Source organism: Streptomyces sp. NPDC050433 (genome assembly GCF_044458565.1).
In the GTDB taxonomy this organism is placed as follows: Bacteria; Actinomycetota; Actinomycetes; order Streptomycetales; family Streptomycetaceae; genus Streptomyces.
Genome location: NZ_JBITIB010000017.1, coordinates 78608 through 95838 on the forward strand (window position 1 = coordinate 78608; position 17231 = coordinate 95838).

Consider the following 17231-nt stretch of genomic DNA (forward strand, 5'->3'; position numbering starts at 1 on the left):
CATGAGCGAATCCAAGGCCGCGGCCATGAGCCTGCGCTTCCCCGATCCCGGACAGCGGGCCGCGATCGTCGCCGCGGCCAAGGCCGCCGGCGTCAGCCTCCAGGAGTACATCCTCTCGGCGGCGTACGACCGCGCCACCGCCGCGGAGAACACGTTCCTCGAAGGCTTCAAGGCATCGATGGACCGTACCGGCGACGCCTTCGACACCGAGCCCAGCACTGTCGACCCCACCCCCGAGCAGCGCGCCGCCGACCGGCAGGCCCGCCAGGAACTCGACCAGCACGACCAGGGCCACGCCGCGTGAGTGCGAGCGAGCCCGAGCCGAAGCTCGATGTGTCCTATCTGCTGCACGCCGCCGAGCTGCTGCCCCGCGACCCGCAGGTCGACGACTACGGCCCGCTCCACGCGGCCGTGGCCCGCGTCCACGCCCGCGCCATGGACCGGGACATCTACGGCTCGCCCCACCTCAAGGCCGCCGCACTGCTCCAGACGCTGGCCCGGCTGCCCTGTCTGGAGCACTCCAACGAGGCCTTCGCCTGGCACGCCTGCGAGGGGTTCCTGTCGCTGCACGGGCACCGGCTGGACTACCCCGCGAAGGCGGCCGTGGCACTCGTACGCGATACCGCGTCGGGCACGGTCGGCGTCGCCGGAGCCGCACGCCTCCTGCACGGCTGGACCGTCTGAGCCGGGACCTCGAATCGGGACTCCGGGTCCGGACCGCGCTCGGACCACCCGGTGGACATATGGGGCGTATTCTGAAGACCTCGACGTCGCGCCGACGACGCTCCGGAAACGCCCACGCCGGAGCCCCCTCCTGGAAAGGATCGAGTGATGGCGGACGAGTCACGAGGCGACGATGTGTACCAGCCCGAGAACTCGGACGTGGACAACGCCCCCTCCGACGATCTCGACCTGGAGAACGTGATAGACGAGCGCGGTCTCGACGACATGATGACGGAGGGCTACTCCCCGCCCGAGTACCCCCTCGGCGTCAACAAGTACGGGGTCACCGGCGAGGAGCAGCTCGCGGGCGAGTCCCTGGAGCAGCGGCTCGCCCAGGAGGCGCCGGACGTGCGCCCCGAGGCGGGCGACGACGTCGGTGACGTGCCCGACGGCGAGGGCGAGCCCATCGACACGGAGACGGGTGACGCGCGGGCGGGACGGCTGGAGGCGGTGGACGACATCGCGCCCCGCCGGCACTCGCACGTGAGCGCGCGCGACGTCGGGATCGACGGGGGCGCCGCGACGGCCGAGGAAGCCGCCGTCCACATCGCGGCGGACGAGGAAATGGACGGCTGAGGTCCGCCATGGCCGACCGGAGCGCGGAGGACCGCCTGGCGCGGTATCACGGGAAGCGCCGGTTCGACGCCACCGACGAGCCGCGCGGCGAGGGTACGGGCCCCGCCGGCGAACTGTCGTTCGTCGTCCAGATCCATGACGCGCGCCGGATGCACTTCGACTTCCGGCTGGAGGTGGACGGCGTGCTCAAGTCCTGGGCCGTACCGAGAGGCCCGTCCACCGACCCCGGCGACAAGCGTCTGGCGGTGCCCACCGAGGATCACCCCCTGGAGTACCGGGACTACGAGGGCGTCATCGCCTCCGGGCAGTACGGGGCGGGCCCGGTCATCATCTGGGACCAGGGGACCTACCGGCCGCTGGGGGTCGACACCCTCGCCGACTTCGCCGCCGCGCTGGACAGGGGCCATGCCTCGTTCCGGCTCAACGGGCAGAAGCTGCGCGGCGCGTACGCGCTCACCCGATTCCGCGACGGGAGGGACGGATCGGCCGGGGCGTGGCTGCTGGTGAAGAAGGCCGGTTCGGGCAGTACGCGCGGCCGGAACACGACACCCGACCCGCGCCGGGCCCGTTCCGCGCGCACCGGCCGGACGCTTGACCAGGTGAACCGGGGTACGACGGACCGGAAAATGCCCGATCATGGGAGCAGCCGCGCCCATCGATCCGAAGGCAACGACCATGCTTGACGCTGACGACGTCCGCCGTATCGCGCTGTCCCTGCCGCGCACCGTGGAGAAGGAACTCTGGAACATCCCCACGTTCCACGTCGCCGGGCGGATGTACATCACGGTGCCCGACGACGGGACGTCGTTCGCCGTCCGCTGCCCCAAGTTCGAGCGTATCGAGCTGATCGCGGCGGAGCCCGACAAGTTCTGGGTCCCCGCCCACGAGGCGAACTCCTCATGGGTACGGGCCCGGTTGAGCGCCCTGGAGGACGAGACCGAGCTGTACGACATCCTGGTCGACTCCTGGAAGCAGGCCGCACCGGCGGATCTCGCGGAGTCCTTCGAGGCCTGACCGACCGATGAGTTGCCGGGCGCCGGCCGGTCAGTACGGGGAACAGCGGTACGGCTGCGAACGACCGCAAGGAACAGAGGAGCTCCGCATGACCCCGAATGACGCCGCCCCGGTCGAGGCGAACGGTGTGCGCCTGTGCGTCCAGACCTTCGGCAGCCCCGCCGACCCGACCGTCCTGCTGATCAGCGGCGCGGCGAGCCCGATGGACGGCTGGGACGCGGGCTTCTGCGCCCGGCTCGCGGCCGGCGGGCGCCATGTCGTCCGCTACGACCAGCGTGACACCGGCCGGTCCGTCGCCACCCCGGCGGGCGCGCCGGACTACACCTTCTCCGATCTGATCGCGGACGCGGTCGGCCTGCTCGACGCGCTGGATGTGGACCGGGCGCATCTGGTGGGCATCTCCATGGGCGGTGCCGTCGCGCAGTGCGTGGCCGTCACGCACCCCGAGCGGGTTGCGACGCTCACCCTCGTCTCCACGAGCCCTGCGGGTCCCACCGGATCGGAGCTGCCGCCGCCGTCCGAGCGCATGCGCGCCGCGTTCGCCGATCCGGCGCCCGAGCCGGACTGGTCGGACCGCGCGGCGGTGATCGGGTATCTGGTGGAGGGCGAGCGCCTCTTCACCGGTTCCTCGCCGTTCGACGAGGAAGCGGCACGGGAGACGTCGGGCCGGATCGTGGACCGCACGACGAACATCGAGGCGGCGATGAAGAACCACTTCGTGCTCCGGGAGGCCGAGAAGCCGGTCACGGTCCGTCTCGCGGACGTGACCGCTCCGACGCTCGTCCTGCACGGCACGCAGGATCCGCTCTTCCCCCTCGACCACGCGCGTGCGCTGGCCGAGGGAATCCCCGACGCACGTCTGGTCGTGCTGGAGGGGGTCGGTCACCAGGCGCCGCCGGCGCGGGTGTGGGACACGGTGGTCCCCGCCGTCCTGCGCCATACGCACCCCGAGGACCGGAGCTGACGTCACTTCACTTCTCTGAGGCGCCCTGTCGCGACGTCGAAGATGAATCCGCGGACCGTCTCCGTGTGCGGAATGAACGGGCTGACCGTGATCCGGCGAATCGACTGACGTACGTCCTCCACCAGATCGGTGAACGCCTCCGCGGCCCACGGCGGACGGATCCCGGTCTCGTTCTCGATGTCCCGCTTGAACTGGTCGTCGGTGAAGGTGAGCATCCCGCAGTCGGTGTGGTGGATCAGAAAGATCTGCCGTGTCCCCAGCAGCCGCTGACTGATCGCCAGCGAGCGGATCGCGTCGTCGGTGACCGCTCCCCCGGCGTTCCTGATGACATGCGCGTCGCCCTCGTCGAGACCGAGAATGCGGTAGATGTCCAGCCGGGCGTCCATGCAGGCCACGACGGCGAGGCGGCGTGACGGGGGCAGTTGCAGCGGTCCCGCGAACGACTCCGCGTAGACCGCGTTGTTGCCGAGGAATTCGTCGGTGACGGACATGACAGACCCACTTTCCGCAGTTGTCGGCAGATCCACGGTAGAGGGCCGAAATGCGAACTGAGTGGACGACAGACCGCCCCGCCACAGCTTCGCCATGTTCCGGCAACAACCGGGATACGGCGCGGCGGACGGACGTGTGAGCCGGTGGATCCGATCAGTACGGCAACGGCTCGTCGGCCAGGTAGGGCGGCGCGGGCTCGTACTGGATGTACCGGCGGACCGCACGGGCGTGGTCGCGTCCGTGGATCCTGCCGACCAGCCACAGAGCCATGTCGATCCCGGCGGACACGCCCTGACTGGTGACCAGGTTCCCGTCCACGACGTAGCGGGCGTCGCGGACGACGGTGACGTCGCCGCGCGCCTGGAGCGCGTCCTCGAAGCCGTGATGGGTGGCCACCCGCCGACCGCGCGCGGGACCGGCCTCATGCAGGAGGAGCGCGCCGGTGCACACACTGGTGACCCAGTCGGCGTCGGCGGCCGTCCTGCCGATCCAGTCGGTCAGCACGGTGTTGTCCACCTCGCGCCGGGTCCCCCGGCCGCCGGGGACGAGCAGCACGTCGAGCGGCGGACAGTCGGCGAGCGTGTGATCGGGCAGGACGCGCATGCCTTTGTTGCACCGGACCGGGTCGGGGCGCTCGGCCACCAGGACGGCGGTGTCGGCCTGGTCGCGCAGTCCGGCGGAGACGGTGAAGACCTCCCAGGGGCCGACGAAGTCCAGTTCCTCGGCGCCGTCGAAAATCAGCAGTCCGTATGCGGTCATGGGCGGTCCTTGGTCGATCGGGAACGGTTCCGGCCGTCGGTGGGCGCCTGCCGCGGTGACCCGGAGCCGCCGGGTCCGCCGCGTCACGCGATCGTGTCACGCCGTCAGCCGGGCCATCTGGTCGGGTGAACCACCGCCCAGCCTGCCGGTGAAGATAATTCGATCATGTTTGAGTACCTTTCATGAGAAATCGTCTGAAACTCAGCACATTCCTGGTCACCACGAGCGCGGTGGTGGTGGCCGCCGGTCCGCTCCCCGTCACCGCCCAGCCGGCCTCCGCCCAGCCCTACAACGCACCGCTGCACCGCTCCGCGGCGCCTCTGGTCGACCGCTACATCGTCTCCACCGACGCCGGCTTCGACGCGAGCAAGCTGCTCAACCGCGCTGGGGTGAAGCCCCTGTTCACCTACACCAGCGTGCTGCGCGGGTTCGCCGCCGAGCTGAGCGCCGCCCAGCTCAAGACCATCCGGGCGACGCCCGGCGTGACCGCCGTCGAGGAGGACTCCGAGATCAAGGCGCTGGAGACGGCTCCCCCGAACAGCCGCGTGCCCGCCTCGTCGTGGGGCCTGGACCGGATCGACCAGCAGTCCCTGCCGCTGGACGGCCAGTACAACCCGAGGAACACCGGCAGGGGTGTCACCGCGTACGTCATCGACACGGGCATCGACTTCGATCACGAGGAGTTCGGCGGGCGTGCCCAGCCCGGCTACGACGCCATCGGGGACGGCCGGGAGGGCAAGGACTGCCAGGGCCATGGCACACACGTGGCGGGTACGGTCGCCGGCCGTACGTACGGTGCCGCTCCCGAGGCCGACCTGGTGAGCGTCCGGGTGCTGGACTGCCAGGGCAAGGGCACCTGGTCGGGGATCCTGGCCGGCTTCGACTGGGTCGCCGCCAACGCCAAGCAGCCGGCCGTCCTCAACGGCTCGCTCGGCGGCCCGAAGTCCACCGCCGTGAACAGGGCGGCGACCGAGCTGTCGAGAAGGGGCGTCCTGCCGATTCTCGCCGCCGGCAATGACGCGGTGGACGCCTGCACTGTCTCACCGGCCTCGGCGGAGGGTGTCGTGACGGTCGGCGCGACCGACAAGACGGACAGGCAGAGCAGCTTCTCCAACCACGGGAAGTGCCTGTCGATGTTCGCGCCGGGCGCCGCCATCGTGTCGGCCAAGCTCGGCGGTGGCAGTGTCGCCCTGAACGGCACGTCGATGGCGTCCCCCCATGTCGCCGGTGTGGCCGCGCTCTACAAGGCGGAGCACCCGGACGCCACCCCGGCTGAGCTCGCGGAGTGGATCGACGGCGCGGCCACGGAGAACAAGCTGTCCTCCGTCAGCGAGGGCTCACCGAACCGGCTCCTGTTCACCGACGGGCTCTGACAGTGGGGCGCCGACGGCCGGCGAAGAACCCACATGGCGCATGAAGAACCGATTCAGCACCCGCTGTTCGAGCGATGAACCGGGCTGTCCGGAGAACATCCGCACAGGCCGGGACAGGCTTTCGGCGACCTGTTTCACCCCACCCGCACCATAGGAGTGTCCCGTGCGACTTCGTACCAGTGTGGCCGCCACCGTCGGCGCCCTCGCCCTCGTCATCACCCTGCCTGCCTCGGCCGGCGCGGCCGAGGGTGCCTTCACGTACGAGCACCTCGACCAGGCCGGCAGCACGGAGATGTCGAGTCTGATCGACCCGCAGAGCCGCGAGTGCATCACGCTCCCCGAGGTCAAGGACGAGACGACGCAGGCGGCGCACAGCCCTCGCAACAACACCGACGCCACGGCGACCGTGTTCTCGGGCGTCGACTGTGAAGGCGAGCACTTCTCCCTGCGGCCCAACGGGGGCAAGGCCTCCGAGCGCCTGAAGGTCCGTTCGGTCGTCTTCAGCTGACGGCTGACCGACCGAACCACTGAACCGGCAGATCCGGCCGGCTCACCGAGCCGGCCGGATCTGCCGACCAGCCGCCCCGCCACGAGCGCCACGCCCGTGCCGGGGCGGCGCCATGTCCGGGCGCGCTGCCGACGTGAGTGCCGGGCGTGTCAGGCGTACTCCCGCTCCCTCGGCGCGAAGATCAGGTTGCGGCTCTTCTCGGGGCGGTCGTCGGTGATGGGAACGAGACGGCCGTCGGACTCCGAGATCCAGCGGAAGGTGTAGTCCAGCCCTTCGAAGGGCTCGGTGAGCTTGCCGAGCAGCGTCTTGTGCAGGGCTTCGAGAATGATGACGGGGCGGTCGCGCTTGATGACGCCCCGCGCGCCGGCCAGGACGCTCGGCTCATGGCCCTCGACGTCGATCTTGATCAGGTCGACCGGGGTGTCCCCCAGGGTCTGGTCCACGGTGAGCAGATGGACACGGGTGGTGAACGCGCTGGCCACCGGCTTGCTGAACTCCTCCAGCGAGGAGCCGGTGGAGAGCAGGTTCGACAGCGGGAAGCGGATGTTGATGTCGGCGGTGCCGACATGGTCCGAGACGCCGTTCTGGTGCAGTACGAGATTCTTCAGACCGTTCGCCCGGTGGTTGACGGCCAGCCTCGCGTGGATCGGCGGCACCGGCTCGAAGGCGTGCACCGTGGCCTTGGGGGCGGAGAGGGCCGCGATCATCGCGTAGTAGCCGACATGCGCGCCGACGTCGAGGACCGTACGGCTGGTGGCGGCGAGCCGGCTCCAGTGGTGCAGGCTCGCGGACTCGTAACCGAAGCGGCCGTTCCATACGGTGTCGAGGGCGACGGCCTCGTCGTTCGCGCAGAACATGACGAACGGCGGGCAGTGCTCGGAGTCGATCTCGACCCAGCCGTGGTGGGGGAATCCCTTGCGGTGCTTTGTGAGGATGTCGGAGGTGGTGACGGGCCTGACGCGCGCCGCCTCCTGCTCCGTCCGCCGGTTCGTCTCGTCGAGATCGCGGATCCGGGTGCCGACTCGCCCACCGGCCGGCCGGCCCGGCCGCGGCTTCCCGGCGCTCACGCTTGATGAGATCTTGCGGAGGATCTTCACGGGGCTCCTTGACGTCGTGCAGGTGGCCGGGGGTAGGCCGATGTTGCCGACACCGGATGAGCGGGGGATGTTGGCGTGGTGAACACGGGGGGAACCATCCGTCCCCACGCGGCGAGGGCGCGCTGGCGGCGTGGCGGCCCGGCCCCTGGGCTAGGTTTTTCGGTATGCCCTCTGACAACAACGCACGCTTCGGCAGGATCGGTATCTGGAGTTCGGCCCTGCATCCCTCCGAGCCGGCCGGTGTCGCGGCGGTCTCGGCGGCGGTCGCCGAGCTGGACGCCCTCGGATACGGGACGCTCTGGCTGGGCGGCAGCCCCTCGCTCGACCAGGTGGTGCCCGTCCTCGCAGCGACCCGGCGCATCACCGTCGCGACCGGAATCCTCAGCATCTGGGACCGCCAGGCACCGGTGGTCGCCGAACAGACGGCGCGGATCCAGCGGGACGCGGCGGGGCGCTTCGTCCTCGGGCTGGGCGTCAGCCACGGCGGGTTCAACCCGAACTACGCACGGCCCTACTCGACCATGGTCGAATACCTCGACGCGCTGGACGCCGCGCCCGACCCGGTGCCCCCGTCCCAGCGCGTCCTCGCCGCGCTGGGCCCGAAGATGCTGAAGCTCGCCGCCGAGCGTGCGGCGGGCGCGCACCCCTATCTCGTCACGGCGGAACACACGGCGGAGGCACGCGCGACGCTCGGTCCGCACGCGCTGCTCGCGCCGGAACTCACCGTCGTACTCGACACGGACATCGACCAGGCCCGTACCGTGGCGCGCGGGATGCTGTCGATGTATCTCCAACTGCCCAACTACACCAACAACCTGCTCCGACTCGGCTTCGCCGCGAGCGACTTCGCGGACGGCGGCAGCGACCGGCTTCTGGCCGCGCTCTTCGCGCTGGGCGACGCCGAGACGGTGCGCGCGCGTGTCGACGAGTACACGGCCGCCGGCGCCGACCATCTGGCGCTCCAGGTCCTCACGGGCGACCGGCGCAAGGACCTGCCGCTGGCCGAGTGGCGCACGCTGGCCGAGGCGCTGGAACTGCCGCCCAGAGCCTGACGCTCTGTCACGATCCCGCCGGTGCCGATGAGTTGACGTCGGCACCGGCGGGATCATGCGGCTTCACGGAAGCGAAGACCACCGCCCGACCGGTCAGACGCGTTCCAGGACGATCACGGGGATCTCGCGGTCCGTCTTGGTCTGGTACGCGTCGTAGTCGGGCCAGACCTCGGCCATCCGGCGCCACATCTCCGGCTTCTCCTCAGGGGTCGCGGTGCGCGCACGGGCGGTGAAACGGTCGCCCTTCACCTGTACGTGGACCTCCGGGTCCGCCTGGATGTTGAGGTACCACAGGGGAGGCGTGTCGGCGCCGCCCTTGGAGGCGACGACCAGAAGGTCGTCACCGTGGGTCCGGTAGATGAGGGGGGTGCTGCGCCGCTCGCCGCTCTTGCGGCCGGTGGTGGTGAGGATCAGCGTGGTGGTGCCCTTCTGCCAGTCGTGTCCCACCTCGCCGTCTGTCTCCTGGTAGCGCTTGACATGCTCTTTGCCGAACAGCATCTGCCGTCTCCTTCTGGGTCTCGCTCTGCCCATGACGACCGCGTGGGGACGTCCTCGGGCCCGTGCGAATCCGACCGTAGCAACGTCCGCACGACGGCGGCCGTTGTGCGGCGCGTGCCGCGCGCCGCGTGTCCGAGACGGTGAACGCCGGTCCGGAGGAAGTTATTCCGATGCGTCGGTCCGGCGATTAGCGGGGCAGTCTGCCCAGTTGCAAGGTGTCGGCGAAGGAGCCTTCCCACGTACGCCATTTCCCGGGGACTTCCGAGGGCTTTACATTTGCGTACGCGTAACCGTACTCACCCTCGTACTCGTGCCGCGGGGCGGCGGGTGTCCGCCCGCGCTCCTCGACGGCGGCGTAACCGTCCTGGATTTCCGTGTCGTCGATCAGCGAGGGGCTGGCACGGTCCATCCGCAGCGCGTCCACGGATTCCGCGAGAAGTTCATATTCCGTGGTTTCGTCGTGGGTGGCGACGCGAATGAGATGACCCGCCGCCAGATGTTCCGCGACCCGGTCCTGATGGGCCTGGTTGTCCCGCCAGGCCCGCAGCAGTTGAGGGACGTCGGGGACGGTGTCCGCCAGGGGGGCGAGTGCCCGCGCGGGGAAATTGTCATTGTCCGGGCTCGGGTCGAGGCGTTCGGCAATCCAGGTCGCCCGGTCCCGTAACCACCACAGTGCAAGTGACAGAGTGGGTGCGCGATACGTTCCCAGCGGTACGCCTATACGCTGGCCGCCACTGACTCCGTAGGCGGTGACATGGCACAGGAATTCATCATGCACGGCCGCTCTCCTCGCGCCGTTCATTGGTGGCCCGATGGCCTGGGAGGTAATGCTGGGTACTGAAGTCGGGCGGTGGCGGGGCGATTCCCGGAGAGCAGAATGAATGATCTTTTGGGGCGCCCCAACGTTTTATTATGTAGTTCGCCGACCGAGTTTCACGGCATCATTCTGGCCAGAGTTCGATGCGTTAATCCATCTGACTGGCCGAATTTCGGTCGAGGGGCGGGGAGCCCGGCCACCCCCGGTGGAGGCGGCGGCCGTCCCCCAACCGCCTTGCACCGCACCGACCTTGACGTTCACTGTATGGAGTAGCAGTGAAACGCTGCGGTACCGGACAGCAGGGGGGCACAGGGCGATGGGGAGAGACAGTGACGAGAAAGAGACGGGCGCCTCGGGGTCGGACGCGGGGGCCACTGGCCGGGCCGGTGCCGACGGACCCGGCGACGCCGTACCGCCGTCGGTGCCGGCGCAGCCGCTGACACCACCTTGGCCGGCGTCGCCGCCGCCACCGTCCCAGCCGCCGTCGTTCGGCCCTCCCCCGCCCGCCGCTCCTCCCCAGCCGGTCGGCCCGCCTCCCCCGTCCGGTCATGTCGCCGCCGTCGCGCTCCTCAACCTCACCGGCCTCGGGCTCGGTTACGCCCTGCTCCGCGACTGGCTGCGGCTCGCCCTCGCCCTGGCGGCGACCGGGCTGTTCCTCCTGCTCGTGCTGCCCGCCGACACCGACGGCGCGCCCGGCCTGCTTGTCGTGCTGTACGCCCTTGTGCTGATCGGCGCGGCCCTCGACGGCGCGCGGCGCGCCCGTGTCCCGGTCCCACGCCCCCCGTTGGTGCTCCCCGCACTGCGGCCCGCCGTGGCCGTCGCCCTGGCTCTCGCGCTGCTCGCCGTACCGGTGGGCGGGGCGGTCGCCTACGAAGCGGCGCAGGACGAGGCCGTCGAGCGGATGCTGCTCGACAGGCTCGCCGCGGCGGACAAGAGGGTCGAGGCGGCACGCGGGAGCGGCGTCAGCGGCAAGGACCGGAGCGCGGAGTTCAGGGCCGCGCTCGGCGTCTACCGTGAACTCGGCGAGAAGGAAGGCGATTCGAGGGCCGGCAAGCTCGTGCCGAAGCGGCTGGCGACGTTCTACGACGCCGTGTCCGCCCCGTACGCCGAGAAGAAGTACTGCGACGCCGTCGAGCCTCTCAAATACCTTCGTGACGTGCCCGATTCGGTGGACGACGACCTGCTCGGCAAGCTGGCCACCTGGCCTGACGAGCCGTTGGCCATCTCCTTCCTGGAGTGCGGGAAGCGCGCGCTGGCCGCGGGCGGGTCCGGCGCGGACCGCGGTGACCTGGCCGAACTCATCTCCACATTCCCCGAGTCGGCACAGGCGGCGGCCGTGACACCGGCCGTCGACGCCGCGATCAAGGAGCGCGCCGGAAAGCTGGGCGGCGCCGATCCGTGCACGTCCACCACGGAGTTGGAGAATCTCTCCGAGATGGTGAACTCCTTCGAGACGGACACCGCCGCCCTCAAGAAGAGGGCCGCGTCGGCCGTGGAGTCCGGGACCTACGCGTGCGGTGTCGACCAGTTCAAGGACAAGCGTTTCGACCTCGCGCTGGAGACGCTGACCTCGTTCAGGTCCACCTACAAGGACAGCAAGCGCAAGGACCGCGCGCGGGACATCGCCATCGCCGCCGAGATCGCCGCGGAACGCGGGGCGGCCGGCAAGCGTCTGCCGCCGGAGAAGACGCCCGGCGGTCCCCGGCTGGAAGTGGTGGTCAGCAACGACGCGTCGGACGCGGTGGAGATCCTGTACACCGGTCCGGTGACCGGCACGCTCAAGATCGAGGCCTGCGGCGGCTGCGAGAACTACTCCAGCTACGACGCCGTCGACAAGGCATGCAAGGACCCCGGCAAGGGCTATCCGAAGAAGACACTGCGGCTGCCCGTGGGTGACTACCACTTCCTTCTCAAGCACTCCGGGGACGCGGCCGACGACGTCACCAGCACGACGGACGGGATGTCGATCGATCCCGGCTACTCGTACACGTACTGCAGCTATGTGGTCGAGACGGGCCCGTTCGACTCGATCCGGCCGGTGGACCCGATCGACCCGGTGCTGGCCAGGTAGATCACTCACCCGCGCGGCGGCGGCCATCGGCGTCCGAGCGCCTTGACACACGTCCGCAGCGCCGCCTACCTTCTCGATGAATCGATTCATTCATCGATCAGGGATCAAAGGAAGCCTCTTGATGACGCCCTCCCCCGAAGCCTCCCAGCACCCTCAGGCAGGCGAACTCCTCGCGCGTTCCCACCGGCTGGGCGCGGACCCGCGCAACACGAACTACGCGGGCGGCAACACCTCCGCCAAGGGCCTGGCCCCCGATCCGGTGAGCGGCGCGGACACCGAGCTGATGTGGGTGAAGGGCTCCGGCGGGGATCTGGGCACGCTCTCCGGGCCGGGTCTCGCCGTGCTCAGGCTCGACCGGCTGCGGGCGCTCGCCGAGGTGTATCCGGGCGTGGCGCGCGAGGACGAGATGGTCGCCGCCTTCGACTACTGCCTGCACGGCAAGGGCGGCGCGGCGCCGTCCATCGACACCGCCATGCACGGTCTGGTGGACGCCGCCCACGTCGATCATCTGCACCCCGACTCCGGCATCGCGCTCGCCTGCGCGGCCGACGGCGAGGCGTTGACGGCGGAGTGCTTCGGCGAGCGCGTGGTGTGGGTGCCCTGGCGCCGCCCCGGTTTCCAACTCGGCCTGGACATCGCCGAGGTGAAGGCGGCCAACCCGCGTGCGATCGGCTGTGTGCTCGGCGGCCACGGCATCACCGCGTGGGGCGACACCTCGAAGGAGTGCGAGGAGAACTCGCTGAGCATCATCCGCGAGGCCGAGCGGTTCCTCGCCGAGCGCGGCAGGCCCGAGCCGTTCGGTCCGCTCCTGGACGGATACGGCCCACTGCCCGACGACGAGCGGCGGGCACGCGCCGCCGCCCTGGCCCCGCTGCTGCGCGGGCTGGCGTCCACGGACCGGCCGCAGGTGGGTCACTTCACCGACAGCGAGCCCGTGCTGGACTTCCTGGCCCGCGCCGAACACCCGCGTCTCGCGGCCCTCGGCACGTCGTGCCCGGACCACTTCCTCCGTACGAAGGTCCGGCCGCTGGTCCTCGATCTGCCCGCCTCCGCGCCGCTGGACGAGGTGACGGCCCGCGTCGGGCGGCTGCACGAGGAGTACCGCGCGCAGTACGCCGCCTACTACGACCGGCACGCCGGCGCCGACTCGCCGGCGATGCGGGGCGCGGACCCGGCGATCGTGCTGGTGCCGGGCGTGGGCATGTTCTCGTACGGCAAGGACAAGCAGACGGCGCGGGTGGCCGGCGAGTTCTATCTCAACGCGATCAATGTGATGCGCGGCGCCGAGGCGGTCTCCTCGTACGCGCCGATCGACGAGTCGGAGAAGTTCCGCATCGAATACTGGGAGTTGGAGGAGGCGAAGCTCCGGCGGATGCCGGCTCCGAAGCCGCTGGCCACCCGTGTCGCGCTGGTGACCGGCGGCGGTTCGGGCATCGGGAGGGCCGTCGCGCACCGGCTGGCGGCGGAGGGCGCGTGCGTGGTCGTCGCCGACGTGAACGCGCGGAGCGCGGCGGAGGTCGCGGACGAACTGGGCGGTGCGGACCGGGCGGTGGCCGTCACCGTCGACGTGACCGACGAGGACGCGATCGCCGCCGCCTTCCGCGAGGCGGTGCTCGCCTTCGGCGGGGTGGACCTGGTCGTCAACAACGCCGGTATCTCGATCTCGAAGCCGCTGCTGGAGACGACCACGCGGGACTGGGATCTCCAGCACGACATCATGGCGCGCGGCTCGTTCCTGGTCTCGCGGGAGGCGGCGCGGGTCATGACGGGGCAGGGGCTCGGTGGCGACATCGTCTACATCGCGTCGAAGAACGCCGTGTTCGCCGGTCCCAACAACATCGCCTACTCGGCCACGAAGGCGGACCAGGCCCACCAAGTCCGGCTGTTGGCAGCTGAGTTGGGCGAGCACGGGATCCGGGTCAATGGGGTCAACCCGGACGGCGTGGTGCGTGGGTCGGGCATCTTCGCGGCGGGCTGGGGTGCGCAGCGGGCGGCGGTGTACGGGGTGGCGGAGGAGAAGCTGGGTGAGTTCTACGCCCAGCGGACGCTGCTCAAGCGCGAGGTGCTGCCGGAGCATGTGGCGAACGCGGTGTTCGCCCTGACCGGCGGCGATCTCACGCACACCACCGGCCTGCACATTCCTGTCGACGCGGGTGTCGCCGCGGCGTTCCTGCGCTGAGAGGACGGGAGTCATGGCCGTGTCGTACGCCACCGGGCCGGACGGCTCGGCGTCTCCCCCGGACGCTCCGGTCTTCGTCGCCGTCGACCTGGGCGCCACCAGCGGCCGGGTGATGGCCGGGCGGGTGGGCCGGGCGGGCCGGGGGACGCTGGATCTGACCGAGGTCCACCGTTTCCCGAACCGGCCGGTACGACTGCCGGGAAGCCTGCGGTGGGACGTGCTCGCGCTCTATCAGGGGGTGCTCGACGGACTCGGCCGCGCGGCCCGTACGTACGACGTCGCGTCGATCGGGATCGACAGCTGGGCGGTCGACTACGCGCTGCTGGACGCGGACGGACATCTGCTCGGCAATCCGTACCACTACCGGGACACCCGCACCGATGGTGTGGGCGAGCGGGTGTGGGAGACGGTCCCGGCCGAGGAGCTGTACCGGACCACCGGGTTGCAGCACCTGCCGTTCAACACGGTCTTCCAGCTGGCCGCGGCCTCCGGGAGTGCCCAACTGACGGCCGCGAGACGGCTGTTGATGATTCCGGATCTGCTGACGCACTGGCTCACCGGCAGCATCGGCGCGGAGGCCACCAACGCGTCGACCACGGGCCTGTTCGACGCGCGTGCGGGCGACTGGTCGGATGCGCTGATGGGCCGTCTGGGCATCGACCGGAGCCTGTTCCCGCCGATCCGGCGGCCGGGGGACGCGGCGGGGACGCTGCTGCGTCACGTAGCGGCCGAGACCGGGCTGCCGGAGTCCACCCCCGTCACGGCGGTGGCGTCGCACGACACGGCCTCGGCGGTGGCCGCCGTCCCCGCGACCGGGCCGGGCTTCGCGTATCTCTCGTGCGGTACGTGGTCACTGGCCGGTCTTGAACTGGCCGAGCCGGTGGTCACGGAGGCGTCCAGGGCCGCGAACTTCACCAACGAGCTGGGGGTGGACGGCAGTTACCGCTTCCTGCGCAATGTCATGGGGCTGTGGCTGCTGTCGGAGAGCCTGCGTACCTGGTCGGACCGTGGACTGCCCGCCGAGCTGGGGCCGTTGATGGAGCGGGCGGCGCGGTCGCGGCCGTTCGCCGCGCTGGTCGACCCGGACGACCCGTCGTTCCTCACGCCGGGCGACATGCCGGGCCGTATCGCCGCGTACTGCGCGCGCACCGGCCAGCAGCCGCCGACCGACCAGGCGGCGGCGGTGCGTTGCGTCCTGGAGAGCCTGGCGCTGGCCCACCGGGCCGCGCTGCGTACGGCGGCGGAGCTGTCCGGCACCGACATCCGGGTGGTGCACCTGGTGGGGGGCGGCAGCCGCAACGAACTGCTGTGCCAACTGACGTCGGACGCCACGGGGTTGCCCGTGGTGGCCGGTCCGGCGGAGGCCACGGCGCTCGGCAACGTCCTCGTCCAGGCGCGGACCCGTGGCCTCGTCGGAGACCGCTCCGAGATGCGGCGACTGGTGGCGCGGACCCAGCGGTTGCGCCGGTACGAGCCGCGGGGCGACGGGCGGGCGTGGTCGGCGGCGGCGGCGCGGATCGGACTCGACTGAAAGCGCCCTCACAGCCCGCGAAGGGAGGGGGTACCGTGCCTGTCATGAGCCCGTACTCGAACTACCGTGCAGTGGAGCCGCGTCACAGCGGCCCCCGCGGTGAGTGCGCGCCTCGCGGCCTCAGCTTTCTGCTGCGCCGTGGCCGGGTGGGATCCCCGCCCGCCTGTTGTCGCTGTCGCTGACCTGCTGTCGCCGACCTTCGGCAGCGCCGCGCCCGTACGGCACCGTTCCGGACCTGGCGCCGCTGCCTCGTCGGGCCCGCGTTTCCCCCCCGTTTCCCCGCCGGTTCGTTCTCCCCGAGGAGCCTCGTGACCACCGCCGCCGCATCCGTGACCACCGTTCCCGCTCTCCGTGCTCCGCACATCCCCGCCGACGGCCTCTACGAGGGTCATCGCGAGCTGCGCCGCGTACCCGAGGGCTGGGAGGACCGGCCGTACGGACTCTTCGAACTCGTCCCGCGGTCCCGCACCATCGGCGCCGAGATCCGCGGCCTGGATCTGTCGGTCCCGCCGTCGCCCGCCGTGCGGGACGAGCTGAACCGCGCCCTGCTGGAGTGGAAGGTCCTCTTCTTCCGGGGGCAGCGGCTGTCCTCCGACGCACAGCGCGCGTTCGCCCTCAACTGGGGTGCGCTGGAGACCAACCCGCTGCTGACGGCGGCCGGCGACGCGAAGGACGTGGTGCGCTTCGACCGTACGGCCGTCCCGACCTTCGAGAACGTATGGCACACGGACGTCACCTTCCGGGAGCGGCCCGCGATGGGCGCCGTGCTGCAACTGCGCGAGGTGCCGCCCGCCGGGGGCGACACCATGTGGGCCGACATGGCGGTGGCGTACGACAATCTGCCGCGCGAGGTGAAGGACCGGATCGACGGCGCCCACGCCGTTCACGACTTCGTGCCGGGCTTCGCGCGGTTCTCCCCCGCCGACCGGCTCGCCGAGTTCCAGGATGTCTTCCCGCCGGTTGAGCACCCGGTGGTGCGCACGCATCCGGAGACGGGGCGGCGGATGCTGTTCGTCAACACGTCGTTCACCACGCACATCGTGGGGCTCGCACGGGAGGAGAGCGACCGGCTGCTGCGGTTGCTCTTCCAGCAGGCCCACGTGCCGGAGTACCAGGTCCGGTTCCGCTGGCAGGCGGGCGACATCGCGTTCTGGGACAACCGCGCCACCCAGCACTACGCGGTCGCGGACTACGGCACGCACCGGCGGGTCGCCGAACGTGTCGCCATCGCGGGCGACCGTCCGTACTGACCGCCACCCTCGCCGGCTACGGCTCCTCGGTGAGACCGGCGATGCGCTCGCGGTAGGCGGCGATCTCGCGTGCGGTGAGGGCGAGGCGACCGGGCCCTGCCTGGTCCGCGGCCAGGGAGGTCGCCTGCTCCATCGCGCGGTAGAGCGGGCCCGGCAGATTCAGCAGGAGCTGGCCGTGCTCGGCGGTCTCGATCACCATCCACGAGTTCCGGTCGGCGACACCCTCCCCGATGACGTTCGGTTCGATGGTGCTGGCGGCGACGACGGTCAGGACAGGGGGGATCGGGGTCTCTTCGCTCATGCCTCCCTCCCTATCAGGGAGGTTCC

The 17231-nt window shown here is 70.6% G+C and carries 18 protein-coding genes and 1 pseudogene; 13 read left to right on the forward strand and 6 right to left on the reverse strand.

What is annotated here, in order from left to right; all coding sequences use genetic code 11:
• The first annotated feature begins 1 nt into the window (after nt 1).
• The 6 genes from ACIBLA_RS21660 to ACIBLA_RS21685 all read left to right on the forward strand — a co-directional run bounded on the left by ACIBLA_RS21660 (nt 2) and on the right by ACIBLA_RS21685 (nt 3277).
• Nucleotides 2–304 carry a hypothetical protein gene (locus ACIBLA_RS21660; protein WP_363243879.1) on the forward strand — a complete coding sequence of 101 codons (303 nt, stop codon included), beginning with the start codon at nt 2–4 and terminating at the stop codon, nt 302–304.
• Nucleotides 301–684, forward strand: a complete 384-nt coding sequence (locus ACIBLA_RS21665; protein ID WP_363243880.1) for a fic family toxin-antitoxin system, toxin component — start codon at nt 301–303, stop codon at nt 682–684. The genes ACIBLA_RS21660 and ACIBLA_RS21665 overlap by 4 nt, the downstream gene beginning before the upstream one ends.
• A gap of 147 nt (nt 685–831) precedes the next feature.
• The gene (locus ACIBLA_RS21670; protein WP_363243881.1) at nt 832–1299 is read left to right on the forward strand and encodes a DUF5709 domain-containing protein; all 468 of its coding nucleotides are present in this window, start codon (nt 832–834) and stop codon (nt 1297–1299) included.
• Between the two features lie 8 nt (nt 1300–1307).
• The gene (locus ACIBLA_RS21675; protein ID WP_399199499.1) at nt 1308–1982 is read left to right on the forward strand and encodes a DNA polymerase ligase N-terminal domain-containing protein; all 675 of its coding nucleotides are present in this window, start codon (nt 1308–1310) and stop codon (nt 1980–1982) included.
• A complete protein-coding gene (locus tag ACIBLA_RS21680) occupies nt 1975–2313 on the forward strand; it encodes an MmcQ/YjbR family DNA-binding protein (RefSeq protein ID WP_363243883.1) in 339 nt (112 codons plus the stop codon). The genes ACIBLA_RS21675 and ACIBLA_RS21680 overlap by 8 nt, the downstream gene beginning before the upstream one ends.
• Before the next feature lie 88 nt (nt 2314–2401).
• Nucleotides 2402–3277 (forward strand): alpha/beta fold hydrolase, encoded by an 876-nt coding sequence (locus ACIBLA_RS21685; RefSeq protein WP_399199500.1) that lies wholly within the window; start codon nt 2402–2404, stop codon nt 3275–3277.
• A gap of 2 nt (nt 3278–3279) precedes the next feature.
• Here the strand turns inward: ACIBLA_RS21685 and ACIBLA_RS21690 are convergent, their stop codons facing one another.
• Entirely contained in the window at nt 3280–3768 is a 489-nt protein-coding gene (locus ACIBLA_RS21690) for a beta-class carbonic anhydrase (RefSeq protein WP_399199501.1), read from the reverse strand.
• A 154-nt stretch (nt 3769–3922) separates the two neighbouring features.
• Nucleotides 3923–4528 (reverse strand): DJ-1/PfpI family protein, encoded by a 606-nt coding sequence (locus ACIBLA_RS21695; protein WP_363243886.1) that lies wholly within the window; start codon nt 4526–4528, stop codon nt 3923–3925.
• 182 nt (nt 4529–4710) lie between these two features.
• Here ACIBLA_RS21695 and ACIBLA_RS21700 point away from each other — a divergent pair, with 182 nt between their 5' ends.
• Nucleotides 4711–5901, forward strand: a complete 1191-nt coding sequence (locus ACIBLA_RS21700) for a S8 family peptidase (RefSeq protein ID WP_363243887.1) — start codon at nt 4711–4713, stop codon at nt 5899–5901.
• A gap of 163 nt (nt 5902–6064) precedes the next feature.
• Complete coding sequence (locus ACIBLA_RS21705; protein ID WP_363243888.1) at nt 6065–6409, forward strand: hypothetical protein; 345 nt, start codon at nt 6065–6067, stop codon at nt 6407–6409.
• A 149-nt stretch (nt 6410–6558) separates the two neighbouring features.
• Here the strand turns inward: ACIBLA_RS21705 and ACIBLA_RS21710 are convergent, their stop codons facing one another.
• A complete protein-coding gene (locus ACIBLA_RS21710; protein ID WP_399199502.1) occupies nt 6559–7506 on the reverse strand; it encodes an FkbM family methyltransferase in 948 nt (315 codons plus the stop codon).
• A 164-nt stretch (nt 7507–7670) separates the two neighbouring features.
• Here ACIBLA_RS21710 and ACIBLA_RS21715 point away from each other — a divergent pair, with 164 nt between their 5' ends.
• Nucleotides 7671–8558 (forward strand): LLM class F420-dependent oxidoreductase, encoded by an 888-nt coding sequence (locus ACIBLA_RS21715; RefSeq protein ID WP_399199503.1) that lies wholly within the window; start codon nt 7671–7673, stop codon nt 8556–8558.
• Nucleotides 8559–8651: 93 nt separating this feature from the next.
• Here ACIBLA_RS21715 and ACIBLA_RS21720 read toward each other — a convergent pair whose 3' ends face one another.
• Nucleotides 8652–9056 carry a nitroreductase family deazaflavin-dependent oxidoreductase gene (locus tag ACIBLA_RS21720; protein ID WP_363243891.1) on the reverse strand — a complete coding sequence of 135 codons (405 nt, stop codon included), beginning with the start codon at nt 9054–9056 and terminating at the stop codon, nt 8652–8654.
• 382 nt (nt 9057–9438) lie between these two features.
• Nucleotides 9439–9834: pseudogene (locus ACIBLA_RS21725) on the reverse strand (hypothetical protein); the annotation flags it as partial.
• Nucleotides 9835–10189: 355 nt separating this feature from the next.
• Between ACIBLA_RS21725 and ACIBLA_RS21730 the strand changes: the two are divergent.
• From ACIBLA_RS21730 to ACIBLA_RS21745, 4 genes are all read left to right on the forward strand, one after another.
• Nucleotides 10190–11944, forward strand: coding sequence for a hypothetical protein (locus ACIBLA_RS21730; RefSeq protein ID WP_399199504.1), 1755 nt, complete (start codon nt 10190–10192; stop codon nt 11942–11944).
• A gap of 121 nt (nt 11945–12065) precedes the next feature.
• Nucleotides 12066–14123 (forward strand): bifunctional aldolase/short-chain dehydrogenase, encoded by a 2058-nt coding sequence (locus tag ACIBLA_RS21735; RefSeq protein ID WP_399199505.1) that lies wholly within the window; start codon nt 12066–12068, stop codon nt 14121–14123.
• 13 nt (nt 14124–14136) lie between these two features.
• The gene (locus ACIBLA_RS21740; protein WP_363243894.1) at nt 14137–15654 is read left to right on the forward strand and encodes a rhamnulokinase family protein; all 1518 of its coding nucleotides are present in this window, start codon (nt 14137–14139) and stop codon (nt 15652–15654) included.
• 308 nt (nt 15655–15962) lie between these two features.
• Nucleotides 15963–16904, forward strand: a complete 942-nt coding sequence (locus ACIBLA_RS21745; RefSeq protein WP_363246773.1) for a TauD/TfdA family dioxygenase — start codon at nt 15963–15965, stop codon at nt 16902–16904.
• A gap of 16 nt (nt 16905–16920) precedes the next feature.
• On the opposite strand, the gene ACIBLA_RS21750 is transcribed toward ACIBLA_RS21745, so the two are convergent.
• Nucleotides 16921–17205 (reverse strand): hypothetical protein, encoded by a 285-nt coding sequence (locus ACIBLA_RS21750; protein ID WP_363246772.1) that lies wholly within the window; start codon nt 17203–17205, stop codon nt 16921–16923.
• Nucleotides 17206–17231 lie beyond the last annotated feature (26 nt).

Bases quoted from the DNA above. Each gene is read 5' to 3' on its own strand.
- ACIBLA_RS21660 (WP_363243879.1), top strand. From the start codon at position 2: ATGAGCGAATCCAAGGCCGCGGCCATGAGCCTGCGCTTCCCCGATCCC.
- ACIBLA_RS21670 (WP_363243881.1), top strand. From the start codon at position 832: ATGGCGGACGAGTCACGAGGCGACGATGTGTACCAGCCCGAGAACTCG.
- ACIBLA_RS21675 (WP_399199499.1), top strand. From the start codon at position 1,308: ATGGCCGACCGGAGCGCGGAGGACCGCCTGGCGCGGTATCACGGGAAG.
- ACIBLA_RS21680 (WP_363243883.1), top strand. From the start codon at position 1,975: ATGCTTGACGCTGACGACGTCCGCCGTATCGCGCTGTCCCTGCCGCGC.
- ACIBLA_RS21685 (WP_399199500.1), top strand. From the start codon at position 2,402: ATGACCCCGAATGACGCCGCCCCGGTCGAGGCGAACGGTGTGCGCCTG.
- ACIBLA_RS21690 (WP_399199501.1), bottom strand. From the start codon at position 3,768: ATGTCCGTCACCGACGAATTCCTCGGCAACAACGCGGTCTACGCGGAG.
- ACIBLA_RS21695 (WP_363243886.1), bottom strand. From the start codon at position 4,528: ATGACCGCATACGGACTGCTGATTTTCGACGGCGCCGAGGAACTGGAC.
- ACIBLA_RS21700 (WP_363243887.1), top strand. From the start codon at position 4,711: ATGAGAAATCGTCTGAAACTCAGCACATTCCTGGTCACCACGAGCGCG.
- ACIBLA_RS21715 (WP_399199503.1), top strand. From the start codon at position 7,671: ATGCCCTCTGACAACAACGCACGCTTCGGCAGGATCGGTATCTGGAGT.
- ACIBLA_RS21720 (WP_363243891.1), bottom strand. From the start codon at position 9,056: ATGCTGTTCGGCAAAGAGCATGTCAAGCGCTACCAGGAGACAGACGGC.
- ACIBLA_RS21730 (WP_399199504.1), top strand. From the start codon at position 10,190: ATGGGGAGAGACAGTGACGAGAAAGAGACGGGCGCCTCGGGGTCGGAC.
- ACIBLA_RS21735 (WP_399199505.1), top strand. From the start codon at position 12,066: ATGACGCCCTCCCCCGAAGCCTCCCAGCACCCTCAGGCAGGCGAACTC.
- ACIBLA_RS21740 (WP_363243894.1), top strand. From the start codon at position 14,137: ATGGCCGTGTCGTACGCCACCGGGCCGGACGGCTCGGCGTCTCCCCCG.
- ACIBLA_RS21750 (WP_363246772.1), bottom strand. From the start codon at position 17,205: ATGAGCGAAGAGACCCCGATCCCCCCTGTCCTGACCGTCGTCGCCGCC.